A 15,742-nucleotide genomic window follows, 5' to 3' on the forward strand; every position below is an offset into this window, starting at 1 on the left:
GGCGTGCAAGCACCAGGTCCATGGCGCGCATGTTTGGGCATGACAACTACGGTTACAATTTCGCCACTTGCTCTGTTTTGGTGCGACTTGATGCTAAACTGGCGCCTGTCGCATCAGCCGGAACTGTTTCCATGAGTGAAAACCTCGGTATCAACCTCAAGTTGGCCTGCAGCCACTATCGCTCTATCTCGGAGGTTTGCCGCCAGCTCTCGATCAACCGGGCGCAATTCAACAAGTACCTGAGCGGGCAGAGTCAACCGACGGCGTACAACCTCAAGCGCATTGGCGATTTCTTCGGGGTCGAGGATTACGAACTTGGCCTGCCACCGGAACAGTTCGCCCGGCTGATCGGCGCGCGTGGCGCCACGGTGGCGAACCCGGTGCAGAACGATCCCTTGCTTGAGCTGCTGCGCCCGCTGCGCGAGCACGCCGGCAACCTGTCGCGCTACTGCGGGTACTACTTCGAATACTCCAACTGCATGTCGGTACCGGGCAGCATTCTGTTGTCCCTGGTGCATCTGTACGAAGACAACGGCAACTACCTTTTCGAGCGCCAGGAGCGTCAGGAGCGCTCCAGCAGCACCGACATGCAGGCCGAGGATTGGGTGCGTTGCCGCTATCTGGGCGCGGCCTTCCAGTTGCAGGACCGGGTGTTCCTGATGGATTACGAGTCGCTCACTGTCAACGAGATGAGCCAGACGGTGCTGATCCCCAGTTTCAAGAGCCGGATCACCCGTCTCAACGGCCTCAAGACCGGGGTTTCCAGCGGTGATCGGCGCACCCCGGCCTGCACCCGGGTGGTCTGGGAATATCTCGGTCCGGAAATCAACCGCATCAATGCCTATCGCCAGGTGAAGCTGTATCGCCCGGACGATCCGCGGATCGATGACGATGTGCGCGAGCGCCTGACGGCCGGACCCATTCGCAATGGCCTGTTCGAGATCGAATAGGGCTGAGCAGGCCGGTAAAAATTTCTCCCCGCCTGAAACTTGATCCCATCTTTCCTGTCTGTAATGGCAAGCTGCCACTTCGCTCGATCAGGCCCGGGTGGCAGCCCCTTCCTGTCGGTCTGATCTGGAGCCACATCCACATTCTCTTCCCTGTTTTTTTGGTGCCTTGCGCTGTGCCCCCGCTCGCGCCCATGGAATGCGCGAGTCTGAAAAACTGTCGTTGATCACGAGACTTCTCGTAAGGAAACACTTATGAAACTCAAAGCTCTGTTGCTGGGTTCGATTCTGCTCGCCTCGCCAATGCTCCAGGCCTACGCCGATACCTGCCGGCCAAACTCGTACGGCGGTCAGGATTGCCGCTACGACAATGGCACGACATCGTCGAGTCGTCCGAATTCCTATGGCGGAATGGATACTCGCAACAGCAACGGAACCACCTCGGTAAGCCGTCCAAACTCCTACGGCGGCCTGGATACCCGTAACAGCGATGGCACCAGTTCTGTCAGTCGGCCCAACTCTTACGGTGGGATGGATACGCGCAACAACGACGGCAGCAGTTCGGTAAGTCGTCCGAATTCCTACGGTGGTGAAGACACGCGTTACAGCACTGGGAAGAGCTCGGTGAGCCGCCCCAACTCATACGGTAGCTTTGACACCAGGAACTCCCGCTAACGCCTGGCCTAGGGCCACTCGTCGGCAACCCACTCCACCAGTGGGTTGCCCGCGTCCAGCAGCAGTTTCAGCGCCATCACGCCGCATACGCAGACCACCAGCGGGCGGATCAGGCGTGGGCCGAAATACACCGCGCAGCGTGCACCCAGTTGCGCACCGAGCACGGCGCAGGCGGCCATCGCCAGGGCCAGTGGCCAGAGAATCGTGCCGGAGGCGGCGAATACCGTCAGCGCGCCGAGGTTGCATGCGGCATTCAGCAGCTTGCTGTTGCCCACCGCGCGCAACATGCCCTGGCCGAGCAGGAGCATGAACGCCAGCATGAAGAACGAACCGACCCCGGGACCGAACACCCCGTCATAGAAGCCGATCAACGGGGCTATCAGCAGGCAGAACAGGCTGAAGGATACCCGCGGCTTGCGCATCTGGCTGTCGTCCAGGCGCGGACTGAAGGCGAAATAGCCAGCGATCAGTACCAGCAGCACCGGTACTCCGGCCTGCAGCAAATCGCGGGGAACCAGGCTCACCGACAAGGCCCCGAGGGCGCCGCCGGCGAAGGCCATCAAGGCCATCGGCCAACCGCGCTGCCAGTCGAGCATGCCGCGACGGGCGAACGCGCAGGTGGCCGACACCGTGGCGCTTGCCGCCTGGAACTTGTTGGTGGCCAGCGCCGCCAGCGGATCGAGGCCGGCGATGAACAGCACCGGCAGGGTGATCAGCCCACCGCCTCCGGCGATGGCATCGAAGAACCCGGCCAGCAGCGCGACGGTGGCGAGTATCAGTAGCAGGGATAAATCGATTTCCAGCATTGAATGGTTACTCCAGGGCTATCAACCGCGCACCAGCAGCGGGTCTTGCTTGAGGATCAGCGGGCGGGCGAAGCGCGAATAGCCGAACAGCCGTATCAGCAGGCGACGGTTGTCGCACAACGATTCGCGGCCATGCAGGGCGCGGGTGTTGTTGACCAGCAGCACGGTGTCCGGCTGCAGCACGAAATCCACCGGACGGGTCTGTGCCAGGCGCGCCTGGAAGGCGTCGAAGGCCCGAGCGGCGGCGTCGCTGGCCTGCTCGTTGAGGGAAAAGCGGTAGGCGTTGTAGCGCACGCTGAAACCACCTTGCTCGTCGAAGTCGATGATGGAGGTGGCTGCGCCGCCGGCGCCGTGGCCATCGACGAAGCATTCGCTGCGGGTGAAGTCGAACGAGCGTGAACTCAATGCCAGCACATCGAGGCTGCCCAGCCCTTCGATCACGCTGCGCAGCGGGACGATGCGCGTCGGCTCGCCGGCCGGGTTCCAGCGGGCGCTGAGGACCAGGGCCGAAGGCGCCGGGGAGTGTCCGTCGCGGGCGACCACCGAGCAGTGATAGGGCGCCTCGGTATGCGGGCCCAGGCGCAGGCCGGCGTGGGAGCTCAGTTCCACCGGCTTGCGGCGGTCTTCATCGTGGCGCGGCAAGCGCCCGCCGCCCTTGAAGTTGCCGACCAGGCGCAGGTGCTTGCCATCGTTGTCGATATCGAACGCGAAGGCGCAATGGCGTACCAGTTCCAGCAGCACCTGGTTGCGCGAGCCCAGGTACAGGCAGGTGAAGTCCTGCTCCAGCGCCGCCAGTTCCGGCAGCCGCTCAGGCAGCGGGTCGTCCTTGGGCGCGCGCAAGCGGGCGAACAGCAGTGCGGCGAGCTTGCCGTCGGCAAACAGGTTCACCGTGGCCTGCTGCACCGGTTGCAGGCTGGCTTCCAGCAACCGCGCCCACAGGCGCGCCTTGAGCGCGGCGCCTGGCGCCTGAGGGCCTCCATGGCGGGCAAGATCGAGGCTGGCCTTGTGCAGTTGGTCGAGCTGGTCGTTATCGAGGGTCAGGGTGGCGATTTCGCAGTCCTTCATGGGCAACCTTCCTTAGCAAATAGAGGATTCGGGGCGTCCTTGCCCCGCGATGGCTCCTGACTGCGCAACAGGTAGCCGGCAAGGTAGATATTGAAGGTGGTTTTTTCGGTCGCCGAAGTCAGTTGGTTCTTTTGCCGGTGTAAGCGGATTCCTATTTGAGAGTGTGGGAAACCGCCCTGCTTGACCTGCGCGGCTAAACATTTCGTGGACTCGGGCGGTTGGACTTCCCTCGGCGGAAACCGCAAACTACGTGCTTGCCTTCAATCAACCTGAGCGGACCTGCTGAACCTATGCGAATGCGCCTGATGCTGTTGGGTGGTGGAAATGCCCTTGGGCAAGCGCTGATTCGTCTCGGGGCCGAGGAGGACATCGGCTTTCTCGCGCCGCGCCCGCCCGAACAGGGCTGGGATGCCGCGAGCCTGACCCAGTTGCTCGATGACACCCGGCCCGATGCCCTGGTCAACCTGGCCTACTACTTCGACTGGTTCCAGGCCGAGTCGGTCAGCGAGCAGCGCCTGGCCTCCCAGGAGCGCTCGGTAGAGCGGCTCGCCGAGCTGTGCCAGCACCACAACATCATTCTCGTTCAACCGTCCAGTTACCGGGTGTTCGATGGCTCGCGCGCGACGGCCTACAGCGAAAAGGACGAGCCGGTGCCCCTGGGCCTGCGTGGCCAGGCGCTGTGGCGCATCGAACAGAGCGTGCGGGCCATCTGCCCGCAGCATGTACTGCTGCGCTTCGGCTGGGTGCTGGACGACAGCCCCGACGGTATCCTCGGGCGCTTCCTGACCCGGGCGGAAACTGCCCACGAGCTGTTCCTGGCCGACGATCGGCGGGGTAACCCGACCCCGGTGGACGATGCCGCCCGGGTCATTCTCTCGGTCCTCAAGCAACTGGATTGCGCCGCGCCGCTGTGGGGCACCTACCACTACGCCGGCAACGAGGCGACCACGCCGCTGGCGCTGGGCCAGGCGATCCTCGGCGAGGCCTCGCAATTGCGCCAGCTCGCCGTCGAGGCGCCTACCGCCCAGGCCCACGCCGCGCGTCCCGATGCTGCCGAAGAACCGCAACACGCGGTGCTGGCCTGCAAGAAAATCCTTCACACCTTCGGCATCAAGCCGCGTGCCTGGCGCTCCGGCCTGCCGACCTTACTGGATCGATTCTATCGTCATGGCTGATGCCCCCATTCTGATTACCGGTGGCGCTGGCTTCATCGGTTCCCACCTGTGTGACGCCCTGCTGCAGAAGGGCCATTCGGTGCGTGTGCTGGATGACCTGTCCACCGGCAAGCGTGACAACCTGCAACTGGGCCACCCCGGGCTGCAACTGATCGAAGGCGACGTCGCCGATGCAGAACTGGTCAAGCGCGCTGTCGAAGGCTGTCGGGCCGTGGTGCACCTGGCGGCTGTGGCCTCGGTGCAGGCCTCGGTGGATGATCCGGTGAAGACCCACCAGAGCAATTTCATCGGCACGTTGAATGTCTGCGAGGCGATGCGCCTGGCCGGCGTCAAGCGCGTGCTGTTCGCTTCCAGCGCGGCGGTCTACGGCAACAATGGTGAAGGCGAGTCGATCAGCGAGGACATTGCCAAGGCACCGCTGACACCCTACGCCTCGGACAAGCTTGCCAGCGAGCAGTACCTGGACTTTTACCGTCGCCAGCATGGCCTGGAGCCCGTGGTATTCCGCTTCTTCAATATCTTCGGCCCGCGCCAGGATCCGTCCTCGCCGTACTCCGGGGTGATCAGCATCTTCTGCGAGCGCGCGCTGAACGGCACGCCGATCACCGTGTTCGGCGATGGCGAGCAGACCCGGGATTTCCTCTATGTCTCCGACCTGGTCGCGGTGATGGTGCAAGCGCTGGAAATGCCGCGGGTGGAAGAGGGGGCGGTGAATATCGGCCTGAACCAGGCGACGTCGTTGAACCAGTTGCTGGAGGCATTGCGCAGTGTGCTGGGAGATTTGCCGGCAGTGAGTTACGGGGTGGCGCGCAGCGGCGATATTCGCCACTCGCGGGCGGATAACCGCCGGCTGCTGGAGCGGTTCGGGTTGCCTGAGGTCACGCCATTGGCGGTGGGCCTGAGCCGACTGCTGGGCCGCTGAGTGCCGTATCAGCCAGCTCAGGCCCGTGTGGGAGCTGGCTTGCCAGCGATGAGGCCCTGAAGGACACCACAAAAAAAGGGCCGCTTGCGCGGCCCTTTTTTGCGTTCAGAACTTGTAGCCGATACCCACCATGTAGACCCACGGATCGATATCCACATCGACCTTGGTCTTGCCCACGCCCAGTGCGCTCGGTCCGTCGATGCTGGCTTCGGTGTTGATATCCACGTACCAGACCGAGGCGTTGACCAGCAGGTTGTCGTTGATCATGTAGTCCATGCCCAACTGGCCGGCGAGGCCCACGGAGTTTTTCATTTTCATGTTGCTGAAGCCCTGGTCCTTGCGCTCGCTGGTCAGGTCTTCGTTGAAGAACAGGGTGTAGTTCAGGCCGATACCGGCGTAAGGCTGGAACTTCGAGCCGGCATCCATCGGGTAGTACTGGACCGACAGGGTTGGCGGCAGGTGCTTGATGTCGGCCAGCTTGCCGTCGAGGGCCGGGCCGAGGCCTTTCACGTTTACCTGATGCTGGAACGGGGTGGCGGCCAGCAGTTCGATACCGACGTGGTCGGTGACCATGTAGGCGAAGGCCAGGCCCAGCTGGGTGTCGCTGTCCACGGTTGCCTTGGTGCCGGCGACCTTGACGCCGTCGAGTTTCAGGTTGCCGCTGTCTTCGTTCGGGGCGACGGTGGCTGCACCGGCGCGGACGATGAAATCACCGGCCTTGTGGGCGTAGGCGGCAGGCGCTGCGAGCGCGAGGGCGATCAGCGAGGCGCCGAGCAAGGACTTGTTCATGGAAGCTCCCAGGGGACATTTGGATTCGATGGTTCCAATGTTAAGGAGCTGCCACGGGGCGATACTTGATTCAGCTCAATGAAAGCGAAGGCGTTGTGGCGCGGCCATTCATTGTAGTTCGTAAGCGTAGATTTTCTCGGCTTCCATCTGATATCCGGCCTCGGCCAGCTCGCTGGACGACGACTGGACACGCATGGGCCCTTCGATCCAGTAGGGCTGGTACAGCTCCTCGACCTTGATGCCGATCTCGCTGACCACATGCACGATCTGGTTCGACGGTGGCGGAGGGACATGAATGCAGGCGCCGTAGTACGGCACCAGGAGAAACTCGGTGGTGCGCCCGTCCTCACCGACTTCCAGCGGCACGATATAGCCCGGCAGCTTGACCTGCTGGCCGTCGAGTTCCTTGACCACCGGCGCGTCCGGCACCTGCTGGTGCGCCGCCGGCGCCGCTTCGGCCGCCAGCGCGTCACCCAGGTTGGAGAGTTGCGACAGGTTGTGCAGCGGCGCCAGTTGCGGCTCGATCACCGGCGCGCCGGCGGGAATCAATTGCGGCCATTCCAGGGTGCGGGGCTCGCCGGCCCAGGCGGGCAGGGCGCATAACAGCAAAAACAACAGGGCACGGCGCATTCCACGGATACTCACAGATGAATGGACAGGCCATCGGCCAGCGACTGTCGATAGGCCCGCCACGCGGGGATGCTGCCCATCAGCAGCGCAGCGCCGAGGATGATCGCCAGCAGGGTCCATTCGTGGCTGCTCGGCAGGGCCAGCGGCAGGTATAACCCATAGTTGGCCTGCACGTAACCCTGGGCTGCGGCGATGCCCAGGTACAGAAGTCCCAGTCCTGCGCCGATTCCGGCGAGGGCCAGTGTAAAGGCCTCCAGCACCAGCAGTCCGGCGATGTGCCAGGGTCGTGCCCCCACCGAGCGCAGAATGGCCATTTCCCGGCGGCGCTCGTTGAGGCTGGTGAGGATGGCCGTGAGCATGCCGATCAGCCCGGTCAGTACCACGAACAGCGATACCACGAACAGCGCCTGTTCCGCCGTGCCCATCAGGCTCCACAGCTCCTGCAGGGCGACGCCGGGCAGGATCGCCAGCAGCGGCTCGCTGCGGAACTCGTTGATCTCCCGTTGCAGCGAGAAGGTCGCCACCTTGCTGTTGAGGCCAAGCATGAAGGCGGTTATCGCCGTCGGCGTCAGGTCCATGTTGCGCGCCTGGTCGGCGCTGATGCGCCCGTTGCCGCGCGCCGGCACACCGTTGTGCCAGTCGATATGGATCGCCTCCATGCCACCCAGGCTGATGTGCAAGGTGCGGTCTACCGGCGTGCCGGTGCGCTTGAGCACGCCGACCACGGTGAAGGGCTTGTCGTCATGCTTGACCAGGCTGATGGCGGCCACTCCATGGGCCAGCACCAGCTTGTCGCCGAGCTGGTAATGCAAGGCTTCGGCAACCTCGGCGCCCAGCACCACCTCGAATGGATCGCTGGCAAAAGCCCGGCCCTGGCTCAGTTCCAGGTTCTGCCGATGGCCGTACTGGTAGTGCTCGAAGTACGCCTGGGTCGTGCCCATCACCCGGTATCCGCGGTGCGAATCGCCCAGGGAGATCGGGATCGCCCACTTCACCCGACGGTCGTTCGCATAGTGTTCGAAGCTGTCCCAGCGAATGTTGTTGGTGGCGTTGCCGATGCGGAAGACCGAATACAGCAGCAGGTTCACCGAGCCGGAGCGGGCGCCGACGATCAGGTCGGTACCGCTGATGGTGCTGGCGAAGCTGGCGCGGGCTTCGGTTCGGACCCGTTCCACGGCCAGCAGCAGGCACACCGACAGGGCAATGGCGAAGGCGGTGAGAAAGGCGGTGAAACGGCGGTTGGCCAGGCTGGCCAGGGCAAGGCGGAGCAGGTACATCAGACCTCCGTATCGCTGGCAGGGCGGGCCGCGCGGTTGAGTTCGGCAAGGGACGACTGGCGGTCGAACAGCGGCGCCAGGCTTTGGTCATGGCTGACGAACAACAGGCTGGAGCCGGCGTCGCGGCATTCGGCGAACAGCAAGCGGATGAAGGCCTCGCGGGTATCGGCGTCGAGGGCCGAGGTGGGTTCGTCGGCGATCACCAGCTCCGGCTGGCCGATCAACGCCCGGGCCGCAGCAACGCGTTGCTGTTGGCCGATGGACAGGCTGTCGGCGCGACGGGCGAGCAGGGTCGGGTCCTTCAGGCCGAGGTGGGCGAGCAGCACGCTGGCGGCTTCGGCGACGCTGCCATGGCGTTGTGCGGCACGTTCGGCGCGTGTCCTGGAGAAACGACAAGGCAGTTCGACGTTCTCCCGCACCGACAGGAACGGCAGCAGGTTGAACTGCTGGAAGATGTAGCCGGTGTGGTCGACGCGGAAACGGTCGCGGGCGCTCTGGCTCAGTTCGCCAAGGTCCTGGCCGAGCAGGCGGATGCTGCCGCGGTCGGCTTTCTGCACACCGCCGAGCAGGCCCAGCAGGGTGGTCTTGCCGCTGCCGCTGGGGCCCTTGAGGAACAGCGATTCACCGGCGTCGAGGCGCAGCGCCGGGATGTCCAGCAGCGGTGGTTGGCCCGGCCAGGCGAAGCCCAGGTCGGTCAGTTCAATCAGTGCCTGGCTCATAAATCGACGCCCGGGTTGCCCCGGGCGCTTCACTGGATAGGTGGCTTAGAAGTTGATCGTAGCGTTTGCCGGCGTGGCTTCGACACCTTTCTGGCCACTTGGCCCGATCAACTGGACCTGGATCTTCTGGGTCGAAGGGTAGGTCTTGAACAGCGGGGCCAGGTCCAGGCTCCGCAAGGCATCCGGCTTGGCACATTCGAAGCGGTAGTGGGCGTGGATATCGCTGTGGCCTTGCTCATGCTCGTCGCCATCACCGTCGTCATCCTTGGCCGGGGCATCGCCGAACAGCGGGCTTTGCAGCTCCTGGTCGCTGTCCTTGCAATTGGCAGCGGCGGTCAGGCCGAACAGCTTCAGCGGTTGTTCCAGCTGGGCACGCACGGCGGCCACCTTGGCCTTGTCGGCATCGCTCTGGGCCGCATGCTCGAAGCCCACCAGGTTTATCGCCGGGCTTTCCAGTTCCAGTTCCAGGGTATTGCCGTCGAGCACGGCGTTCAGGTGGGCGACGCCGTGTTCGTGGGCGCCCAGTGCGCCATGGGCGTGGTCGTGCTCATGATCATGATCGTGGTCGGAATGCGCGGAGGCGGTGAAGGCCAGGGGCAGCAGCGCGAAAGGCAAGGCAAGCAGCAGGCGACGCATGGGCGGAACTCCGGGGAGGTTTTGGAAAGATTTTGAAATGTTATAACAAAGTAGAATCCGCTCGCCAGTCTCCCTTGGCGTTCTTCGACCGGCATGGGAGCATGGCCGCCTGAAAACGGAGGACGCGACGTGCGAATTCGAGGACATATCGGCGAATGGCCGGTGGATCTGACCATCGAGCTGGGTCCGGAGGAATGGGCAAGCCTGGCGCGGGCGGGCGAGCCGGTGGCGACGCCGGTCAGCAGTGCAGCGCCGGTAGCGCAGGCGCGGCCGGATGACACTCTGTGGCTGGCGGCGAAGGAACTGCTGCGCAAGGCGGGGGAAATGCAGGGGCCGGCGTTGCTGGAGTTGCTTGAAGGCCTGGCCGGGAGCACGGCGGCGGGCAAGCGCCTGCTGGTGCGGCTGCGGCATAGTGCCGAGGTGAAGGTGGAAAGCGGGGCGGATGCGCCGGTGTATCACTGGATCGGCTAGGTACTCTTTCGGGCCCTATCGCTGGCTTGCCAGCGATAGGACCGGAACTGACTCAGTAGAGTGCTGCGAACAACTTGCGCCGGTAGGTCCCCACCAGCGGGTGGTCATTGCCCAGCAGCTCGAAGACCTGCAGCAAGGTCTTGTGCGGCAATCCGCCTTCGTACCCGCGGTTGCGCTTGAACAGCTTCAGCAGGCCTTCCAGCGCCGCCTCGTACTGCTGGCGCGACAGTTGCTGGATGCTCAACTGGTAAGCCGCCTCGTCATCCTCGGCATTCTGCGCCAGGCGCGATTTCAGTTCGGCCACTTCCGGCAGGTCCCTGGCCTGGCGCAGGAAGGTCAACTGGGCCTTGGCGCCGGCCAACGCTGCCTTGTGCTCGTCGCTCTTCACGGCGTCCAGCACGGTCTGCGCTTCCACCAGCTCGCCACGTTCGGCCAGGCAGCGGGCATAGAGGATCAGCGCTGCGGCGTTGCTGTTGTCCTCGGCCAGCAGTGCCTTGAGCGCGGCTTCGGCCTCGCTGTAGCGCCCGTCGTTGAACAGCGCCTGGGCCAGCTCCAGCGGATCGGCCGCGGCCGGTGCGGGCAGTTGCACATGGGGTTCGAGCATGGCGCGCACCGCCGATTCCGGCTGGGCACCGGCGAAGCCGTCGACCGGCTGGCCATCCTTGAACAGCACCACGGTAGGCAGGCTGCGGATACCGAAGCGGGCGACGATGTCCTGTTCGATATCGCAGTTGACCTTGGCTAGCAGCAGTTCGCCCTGGTACTCCTCGGTAATCTTCGCCAGCATCGGCATCAACGCCTTGCACGGCGCGCACCAGTCGGCCCAGAAGTCCACCAGCACCGGCTTGTGATGGGAGTTGGCGATCACCACCTGATCGAAGTTGGCAACGGTGGTATCGAAAATGTACGGCGATTCCTGACTCATCTCGACTCTCGCGAACGCATGAATGACGCCACTATAAGGCCCCGCGGCTGGCGTGGTACAGGCTCACCTGGCGAAACTCGTGGGGCTCGGCCAGGTCCGGCAGGGTCAGGGCATGCAGGGTATCGAGCCGGCGGTAGAGCGGATGCTGGAAGTCGCGCACCCGCGAGTCGGCTACCAGGGCCTGCCGGCCACGGCTGAGGAACTGGTCGAGCAGCGGCAGGTTGGCCCGATCGTAGAGCACGTCGGCGACCAGGATCAGGTCGAAGCGATCGTCCTCGGCGAAGAAGTCGCTGGAATAGCTCAGCTGCACCTCATTGAGTTCCGCGTTCGCCCGGCTGGCCTGCAGCGCCAGCGGATCGAGGTCGCAGGCAACCACTTCCAGGGCACCGGCCTTCGCCGCCGCGATCCCGGCAATCCCGGATCCGGCGCCGAAATCCAGGACCCGCTTGCCCGCGACCCAGTCCGGGCGCTCGGCCAGGTAGCGGGCCATGGCCAGGCCGCTGGCCCAGCAGAAACTCCAGTATGGCGGCTCGTCGAGAATGCGCCGGGTTTCCTCGGGGCTGAAGGCACGATCCATGTTATCGGCGTCGATCAACCAGAGTTTCAGCGGGCAGTCCGGCAATTCGCTGGCCACCAGGCGCGCATCGCCCAGCAACCCGCTCAACGCGGCCTGCAGTTGAACGGGCGCCATCTACGGCGCCTTTTCCAGTTGCAGCGGGCCGAAGGCCTGGGTTTCGGCACGGGGCACGCTGACCGGCTTGAGGTGCAGGATCAGTTGTCCGGACTGGCTGGCGCGGGCACGCAACTCCACCCGTCCACCGGCTGGGAAGACCTCCGGATTGAAGCGCAACTGGAACGGCAGGGCCTGGCCGGTACCGTCGTAGGTATCGCTGGCCAGCAGGCGCTGCGGGCGGCCGCGCTCGTCGATCACCAGCAGGGCGACCTCGACTTCGGCGCCCCGGGGAATATTGGTGAAGCTGCCGCTCAGTTCGCGCTGGTAGGCAGGCAGCGGCGTCGGCACATGAACATGCCTGGCCACGGGCTTGGCCGGGGCCTGGGGCGGTACTGGCTTGGGGGTTTCGCTGCTGCAGGCGGTCAGCAGGGTGGCGAAACCGAGCACGGCGAGCGCTCGAAACGACATGGATAAATTCCTTAGGGGGCGTATTTCCTCACTGGATGGTAACCCCTTTGGCTTGTCTTGCCAGTCGGATGCGCTACCATGGCCCTCCCTTTTTTTGTTGCCTGCCACCATGCACTGTCCCTTCTGCGGTGCCAACGACACCAAAGTCATCGACTCGCGACTGGTCGCCGAGGGCGAGCAAGTGCGCCGCCGCCGCGAATGCGTGGCCTGCGGCGAGCGATTCACCACCTTCGAGACCGCCGAACTGGTCTTGCCGCGCCTGATCAAGCAGGACGGTACCCGCCAACCCTTCGACGAAGACAAGCTGCGCGCCGGCATGCAGCGCGCGCTGGAAAAGCGTCCGGTCAGCGTCGAGCGCCTGGAAGCCGCACTGGCCCATATCAAGCACAAGCTGCGGGCCAAGGGCGAGCGCGAGGTCAAGTCGCTGGTGGTCGGTGAGCTGGTCATGGCCGAACTGCAAAAGCTCGATGAAGTGGCGTATATCCGCTTCGCTTCCGTGTATCGACGCTTCCAGGACCTCGACGAGTTCCGCGAAGAGATCGACCGCCTGGCCCGAGAGCCGTCCAAAGAGTGAACATGTCCACAGAACGCGCCGTGCTCGACGCTCACTACATGGCCCGCGCGCTGGAGCTGGCGCGCAAGGGCCTGTATTCGACCCATCCGAATCCGCGGGTAGGCTGCGTGATCGTGCGTGACGGGCGCATCGTCGGCGAGGGCTGGCATGTGCGTGCCGGCGAACCCCATGCCGAAGTCCACGCCTTGCGCGAGGCCGGCGAGCTGGCGCGGGGTGCCTGTGCCTACGTGACCCTGGAGCCGTGCAGCCACCACGGACGCACGCCGCCTTGCGCCGAAGCGCTGGTCAAGGCCGGGGTGAGCCGGGTGGTCGCCGCAATGCAGGACCCCAATCCGCAGGTCGCTGGCAATGGCCTCAAGCGTCTGGCCGACGCCGGGATCGAAGTCGCCAGCGGTGTGCTCGAAGCCGAAGCCCGGGCGCTCAACCCCGGTTTCCTCAAGCGCATGGAGCATCGCCTGCCGTTCGTCCGGGTCAAGCTGGCGATGAGCCTGGATGGTCGCACCGCCATGGCCAGCGGCGAAAGCCAGTGGATCACCGGCCCGGCGGCGCGCTCTGCCGTGCAACGCCTGCGCGCCCGCTCCAGCGTGGTCCTGACCAGTGCCGCCAGTGTGATCGCCGATAACGCACGGATGACCGTACGCGGCGATGAACTGGGCCTGGATCCCGAGACCACCGCCCTGGCATTGGCGCGTCCGCCACTGCGCGTGCTGATCGATGGCCGGCTGCGCGTGCCGCTGGACGCGCCGTTCTTCCAGGCCGGCGCGGCGCTGGTGGTCACCGCCGCCGAAGACGATCCGCGCTATGCCGCCGCCGGCCACCAACTGCTGCGCATACCTGGCGAGAACGGCCAGGTCGACCTGCGCCAGTTGCTGGTGGAACTGGCCCGCCGCGACATCAACGAGGTGCTGGTGGAAGCCGGCCCCGGTCTCGCCGGCGCGTTCGCCCGGCTTGGCCTGATCGACGAATACCAGCTGTTCATCGCTGGCAGGTTCCTTGGCTCCACCGCGCGTCCGCTGCTCGACTGGCCGCTGGCGCGGATGAGCGAGGCACCGGCCCTGAAAATCATCGAAATGCGCGCGGTTGGCGATGACTGGCGAGTCACTGCCGTCCCCGCGCCTGCCCCAGGCGTATAATTCGCGGCTTGCGCCTGGCGCGGCCCTGGTCTCCGAGGAGGACCCCATGTTCACCGGCATCATCGAATCCATCGGCAGCATCCGCGCCATCACTCCCAAGGGCGGCGATGTGCGTGTCCATGTCGAAACCGCCAAGCTCGACCTGAGCGACGTCAAGCTCGGCGACAGCATCGCCGTCAACGGCGTCTGCCTGACCGCCGTGGAATTGCCGGGCGACGGCTTCTGGGCCGACGTCAGCCGGGAAACCCTGGACTGCACCGCCTTCTCCGACCTGAAGGCCGGCAGCCGGGTCAACCTGGAAAAGGCCCTGACCCCGAGCAGCCGTCTTGGCGGTCACCTGGTCAGTGGTCATGTCGATGGCGTCGGCGAGATCATCTCCCGCGCCGATAACGCCCGCGCCATCCAGTTCCGCGTGCGTGCGCCCAAGGAACTGGCCAAGTACATCGCCCATAAGGGCTCGATCACCGTCGATGGCACCAGCCTGACGGTCAATGAAGTCGATGGCGCCGAATTCGAGCTGACCATCGTCCCGCACACCCTGGCCGAAACCATCATGGCCGACTACCGCCCGGGTCGTCGGATCAACCTCGAGGTCGACCTGCTTGCCCGTTACCTGGAGCGCCTGCTCCTGGGTGACAAAGCCGCCGAGCCGAGCAAAGGCAGCGGCATTACCGAAAGCTTCCTGGCCGCCAACGGCTACCTGAAATCCTGAATTGAGAAGGGGGTGCCGCGTGGCGCTCAACACCATCGAAGAACTGGTCGAAGACATCCGCCAGGGCAAAATGGTCATCCTGATGGATGACGAAGACCGCGAAAACGAAGGCGACATCATCATGGCAGCCGAGTGCTGCCTGCCCGAGCACATCAACTTCATGGCCAAGCACGCCCGCGGCCTGATCTGCATGCCGATGACCCGCGAGCGCTGCGAAACCCTGAAGCTGCCGCTGATGGCGCCGCGCAACGGTTCCGGCTTCGGCACCAAGTTCACCGTCTCGATCGAAGCCGCCGAGGGCGTCACCACCGGCATCTCCGCCGCCGACCGCGCCCGCACCGTACAGGCTGCCGCCGCCAAGGACGCCAAGGCCGAGGATATCGTCAGCCCCGGTCATATCTTCCCGCTGATGGCCCAGCCCGGCGGTACCCTGGCCCGCGCCGGGCACACCGAGGCCGCCTGCGACCTGGCGCGCATGGCCGGCTTCGAGCCCAGCGGGGTTATCTGCGAGGTGATGAACGACGACGGCACCATGTCGCGCCGTCCCGAGCTGGAAGTCTTCGCCGCCGAGCACGGCCTGAAGATCGGCACCATCGCCGACCTGATCCACTACCGCATGATCCACGAGCGCACCATCCAGCGGATTTCCGAGCAGCCGATCGAGAGCGAGCTGGGCGAATTCAACCTGGTCACCTACCGTGACGCGGTGGAAGGCGACGTGCACATGGCCCTGACCCTGGGCAAGATCTGCGCGGAAGAGCCGACCCTGGTACGCGTGCACAACATGGACCCGCTGCGCGACCTGCTGCTGGTCAAGCAGCCGGGCCGCTGGAGCCTGCGCGCGGCCATGGCCGCCGTGGCCGAGGCCGGCAGCGGCGTGGTGCTGCTGCTCGGTCATCCGCTGGACGGCGATGTGCTGCTGGCGCATATCCGCGAAAGTGCGGGCGATGCTCCGACCAAGGCGCCGACCACCTACAGCACCGTCGGTGCCGGTTCGCAGATCCTGCGCGACCTCGGCGTGCGCAAGATGCGCCTGATGAGTTCGCCGATGAAGTTCAATGCGATATCCGGATTCGATCTGGAAGTTGTAGAATACGTGCCCTCCGAATGAGCCGACGGTGTTTGACCGTTGCCCGTTCGTGACC

General features: G+C 64.8%; 19 protein-coding genes. 9 read left to right on the top strand and 10 right to left on the bottom strand.

Features of this window, described 5'->3' with window-relative positions:
* The first annotated feature begins 131 nt into the window (after positions 1–131).
* Together ACPFMA_RS03170 and ACPFMA_RS03175 are read left to right on the top strand one after the other, a co-directional pair.
* Complete coding sequence (locus tag ACPFMA_RS03170; RefSeq protein ID WP_425929672.1) at positions 132–950, top strand: helix-turn-helix domain-containing protein; 819 nt, start codon at positions 132–134, stop codon at positions 948–950.
* Between the two features lie 252 nt (positions 951–1,202).
* Positions 1,203–1,622 carry a hypothetical protein gene (locus ACPFMA_RS03175; protein ID WP_425929673.1) on the top strand — a complete coding sequence of 140 codons (420 nt, stop codon included), beginning with the start codon at positions 1,203–1,205 and terminating at the stop codon, positions 1,620–1,622.
* A gap of 8 nt (positions 1,623–1,630) precedes the next feature.
* Here ACPFMA_RS03175 and ACPFMA_RS03180 read toward each other — a convergent pair whose 3' ends face one another.
* Together ACPFMA_RS03180 and ACPFMA_RS03185 are read right to left on the bottom strand one after the other, a co-directional pair.
* Entirely contained in the window at positions 1,631–2,428 is a 798-nt protein-coding gene (locus tag ACPFMA_RS03180) for a TSUP family transporter (RefSeq protein ID WP_064302099.1), read from the bottom strand.
* Positions 2,429–2,449: 21 nt separating this feature from the next.
* Entirely contained in the window at positions 2,450–3,493 is a 1,044-nt protein-coding gene (locus tag ACPFMA_RS03185) for a TauD/TfdA family dioxygenase (RefSeq protein ID WP_425929674.1), read from the bottom strand.
* 290 nt (positions 3,494–3,783) lie between these two features.
* Here ACPFMA_RS03185 and ACPFMA_RS03190 point away from each other — a divergent pair, with 290 nt between their 5' ends.
* On the top strand, positions 3,784–4,668 hold the full coding sequence (locus ACPFMA_RS03190; RefSeq protein ID WP_064302097.1) for a sugar nucleotide-binding protein: 885 nt from the start codon (positions 3,784–3,786) through the stop codon (positions 4,666–4,668).
* Entirely contained in the window at positions 4,661–5,590 is a 930-nt protein-coding gene (locus ACPFMA_RS03195) for an NAD-dependent epimerase/dehydratase family protein (protein WP_425929675.1), read from the top strand. Before ACPFMA_RS03190 ends, ACPFMA_RS03195 begins: the two co-directional genes overlap by 8 nt.
* Positions 5,591–5,695: 105 nt before the next feature.
* Here ACPFMA_RS03195 and ACPFMA_RS03200 read toward each other — a convergent pair whose 3' ends face one another.
* The 5 genes from ACPFMA_RS03200 to ACPFMA_RS03220 form a co-directional block, all read right to left on the bottom strand.
* Positions 5,696–6,379 (bottom strand): OmpW/AlkL family protein, encoded by a 684-nt coding sequence (locus tag ACPFMA_RS03200; RefSeq protein WP_009397454.1) that lies wholly within the window; start codon positions 6,377–6,379, stop codon positions 5,696–5,698.
* A 108-nt stretch (positions 6,380–6,487) separates the two neighbouring features.
* Complete coding sequence (locus ACPFMA_RS03205) at positions 6,488–7,009, bottom strand: DUF3299 domain-containing protein (RefSeq protein ID WP_425929676.1); 522 nt, start codon at positions 7,007–7,009, stop codon at positions 6,488–6,490.
* An 11-nt stretch (positions 7,010–7,020) separates the two neighbouring features.
* Positions 7,021–8,286 carry an ABC transporter permease gene (locus ACPFMA_RS03210; RefSeq protein ID WP_425929677.1) on the bottom strand — a complete coding sequence of 422 codons (1,266 nt, stop codon included), beginning with the start codon at positions 8,284–8,286 and terminating at the stop codon, positions 7,021–7,023.
* Positions 8,286–9,005, bottom strand: coding sequence for an ABC transporter ATP-binding protein (locus tag ACPFMA_RS03215; RefSeq protein WP_425929678.1), 720 nt, complete (start codon positions 9,003–9,005; stop codon positions 8,286–8,288). The genes ACPFMA_RS03210 and ACPFMA_RS03215 overlap by 1 nt, the downstream gene beginning before the upstream one ends.
* Before the next feature lie 45 nt (positions 9,006–9,050).
* A complete protein-coding gene (locus tag ACPFMA_RS03220) occupies positions 9,051–9,641 on the bottom strand; it encodes a DUF2796 domain-containing protein (RefSeq protein WP_425929679.1) in 591 nt (196 codons plus the stop codon).
* Between the two features lie 129 nt (positions 9,642–9,770).
* Between ACPFMA_RS03220 and ACPFMA_RS03225 the strand changes: the two genes are divergently transcribed.
* Complete coding sequence (locus ACPFMA_RS03225; protein ID WP_420058249.1) at positions 9,771–10,112, top strand: hypothetical protein; 342 nt, start codon at positions 9,771–9,773, stop codon at positions 10,110–10,112.
* Positions 10,113–10,164: 52 nt separating this feature from the next.
* On the opposite strand, the gene trxA is transcribed toward ACPFMA_RS03225, so the two are convergent.
* From trxA to ACPFMA_RS03240, 3 genes are read right to left on the bottom strand one after another with little or no spacing between them, the layout of a single operon-like run.
* Positions 10,165–11,037, bottom strand: a complete 873-nt coding sequence (gene trxA, locus ACPFMA_RS03230; protein WP_009397448.1) for a thioredoxin — start codon at positions 11,035–11,037, stop codon at positions 10,165–10,167.
* 31 nt (positions 11,038–11,068) lie between these two features.
* Positions 11,069–11,728 (bottom strand): class I SAM-dependent methyltransferase, encoded by a 660-nt coding sequence (locus tag ACPFMA_RS03235; RefSeq protein ID WP_425929680.1) that lies wholly within the window; start codon positions 11,726–11,728, stop codon positions 11,069–11,071.
* Entirely contained in the window at positions 11,729–12,178 is a 450-nt protein-coding gene (locus tag ACPFMA_RS03240) for a YbaY family lipoprotein (RefSeq protein ID WP_064302089.1), read from the bottom strand. It lies immediately after the preceding gene.
* A gap of 109 nt (positions 12,179–12,287) precedes the next feature.
* Between ACPFMA_RS03240 and nrdR the strand changes: the two genes are divergently transcribed.
* Genes nrdR through ribBA form a run of 4 tightly spaced genes read left to right on the top strand, consistent with a single transcriptional unit; the run spans position 12,288 to position 15,708 of the window.
* Positions 12,288–12,752: a transcriptional regulator NrdR gene (gene nrdR / locus ACPFMA_RS03245; RefSeq protein ID WP_009397445.1), complete on the top strand. Its 465-nt coding sequence runs from the start codon at positions 12,288–12,290 to the stop codon at positions 12,750–12,752.
* Positions 12,753–12,754: 2 nt separating this feature from the next.
* Positions 12,755–13,885, top strand: a complete 1,131-nt coding sequence (ribD, locus tag ACPFMA_RS03250) for a bifunctional diaminohydroxyphosphoribosylaminopyrimidine deaminase/5-amino-6-(5-phosphoribosylamino)uracil reductase RibD (protein WP_425929681.1) — start codon at positions 12,755–12,757, stop codon at positions 13,883–13,885.
* A 46-nt stretch (positions 13,886–13,931) separates the two neighbouring features.
* Positions 13,932–14,597, top strand: a complete 666-nt coding sequence (locus ACPFMA_RS03255; RefSeq protein WP_009397443.1) for a riboflavin synthase — start codon at positions 13,932–13,934, stop codon at positions 14,595–14,597.
* A 19-nt stretch (positions 14,598–14,616) separates the two neighbouring features.
* Complete coding sequence (ribBA, locus tag ACPFMA_RS03260; RefSeq protein ID WP_009397442.1) at positions 14,617–15,708, top strand: bifunctional 3,4-dihydroxy-2-butanone-4-phosphate synthase/GTP cyclohydrolase II; 1,092 nt, start codon at positions 14,617–14,619, stop codon at positions 15,706–15,708.
* Positions 15,709–15,742: the final 34 nt, after the last annotated feature.

The sequence above is a fragment of the Pseudomonas sp. NyZ201 genome (assembly GCF_049860765.1).
Classification (GTDB): Bacteria; Pseudomonadota; Gammaproteobacteria; order Pseudomonadales; family Pseudomonadaceae; genus Aquipseudomonas; species Aquipseudomonas bharatica.

Bases quoted from the DNA above. Each gene is read 5' to 3' on its own strand.
- ACPFMA_RS03170 (WP_425929672.1), top strand. From the start codon at position 132: ATGAGTGAAAACCTCGGTATCAACCTCAAGTTGGCCTGCAGCCACTAT.
- ACPFMA_RS03175 (WP_425929673.1), top strand. From the start codon at position 1,203: ATGAAACTCAAAGCTCTGTTGCTGGGTTCGATTCTGCTCGCCTCGCCA.
- ACPFMA_RS03180 (WP_064302099.1), bottom strand. From the start codon at position 2,428: ATGCTGGAAATCGATTTATCCCTGCTACTGATACTCGCCACCGTCGCG.
- ACPFMA_RS03185 (WP_425929674.1), bottom strand. From the start codon at position 3,493: ATGAAGGACTGCGAAATCGCCACCCTGACCCTCGATAACGACCAGCTC.
- ACPFMA_RS03190 (WP_064302097.1), top strand. From the start codon at position 3,784: ATGCGAATGCGCCTGATGCTGTTGGGTGGTGGAAATGCCCTTGGGCAA.
- ACPFMA_RS03195 (WP_425929675.1), top strand. From the start codon at position 4,661: ATGGCTGATGCCCCCATTCTGATTACCGGTGGCGCTGGCTTCATCGGT.
- ACPFMA_RS03200 (WP_009397454.1), bottom strand. From the start codon at position 6,379: ATGAACAAGTCCTTGCTCGGCGCCTCGCTGATCGCCCTCGCGCTCGCA.
- ACPFMA_RS03205 (WP_425929676.1), bottom strand. From the start codon at position 7,009: ATGCGCCGTGCCCTGTTGTTTTTGCTGTTATGCGCCCTGCCCGCCTGG.
- ACPFMA_RS03210 (WP_425929677.1), bottom strand. From the start codon at position 8,286: ATGTACCTGCTCCGCCTTGCCCTGGCCAGCCTGGCCAACCGCCGTTTC.
- ACPFMA_RS03215 (WP_425929678.1), bottom strand. From the start codon at position 9,005: ATGAGCCAGGCACTGATTGAACTGACCGACCTGGGCTTCGCCTGGCCG.
- ACPFMA_RS03220 (WP_425929679.1), bottom strand. From the start codon at position 9,641: ATGCGTCGCCTGCTGCTTGCCTTGCCTTTCGCGCTGCTGCCCCTGGCC.
- trxA (WP_009397448.1), bottom strand. From the start codon at position 11,037: ATGAGTCAGGAATCGCCGTACATTTTCGATACCACCGTTGCCAACTTC.
- ACPFMA_RS03235 (WP_425929680.1), bottom strand. From the start codon at position 11,728: ATGGCGCCCGTTCAACTGCAGGCCGCGTTGAGCGGGTTGCTGGGCGAT.
- ACPFMA_RS03240 (WP_064302089.1), bottom strand. From the start codon at position 12,178: ATGTCGTTTCGAGCGCTCGCCGTGCTCGGTTTCGCCACCCTGCTGACC.
- nrdR (WP_009397445.1), top strand. From the start codon at position 12,288: ATGCACTGTCCCTTCTGCGGTGCCAACGACACCAAAGTCATCGACTCG.
- ribD (WP_425929681.1), top strand. From the start codon at position 12,755: ATGTCCACAGAACGCGCCGTGCTCGACGCTCACTACATGGCCCGCGCG.
- ACPFMA_RS03255 (WP_009397443.1), top strand. From the start codon at position 13,932: ATGTTCACCGGCATCATCGAATCCATCGGCAGCATCCGCGCCATCACT.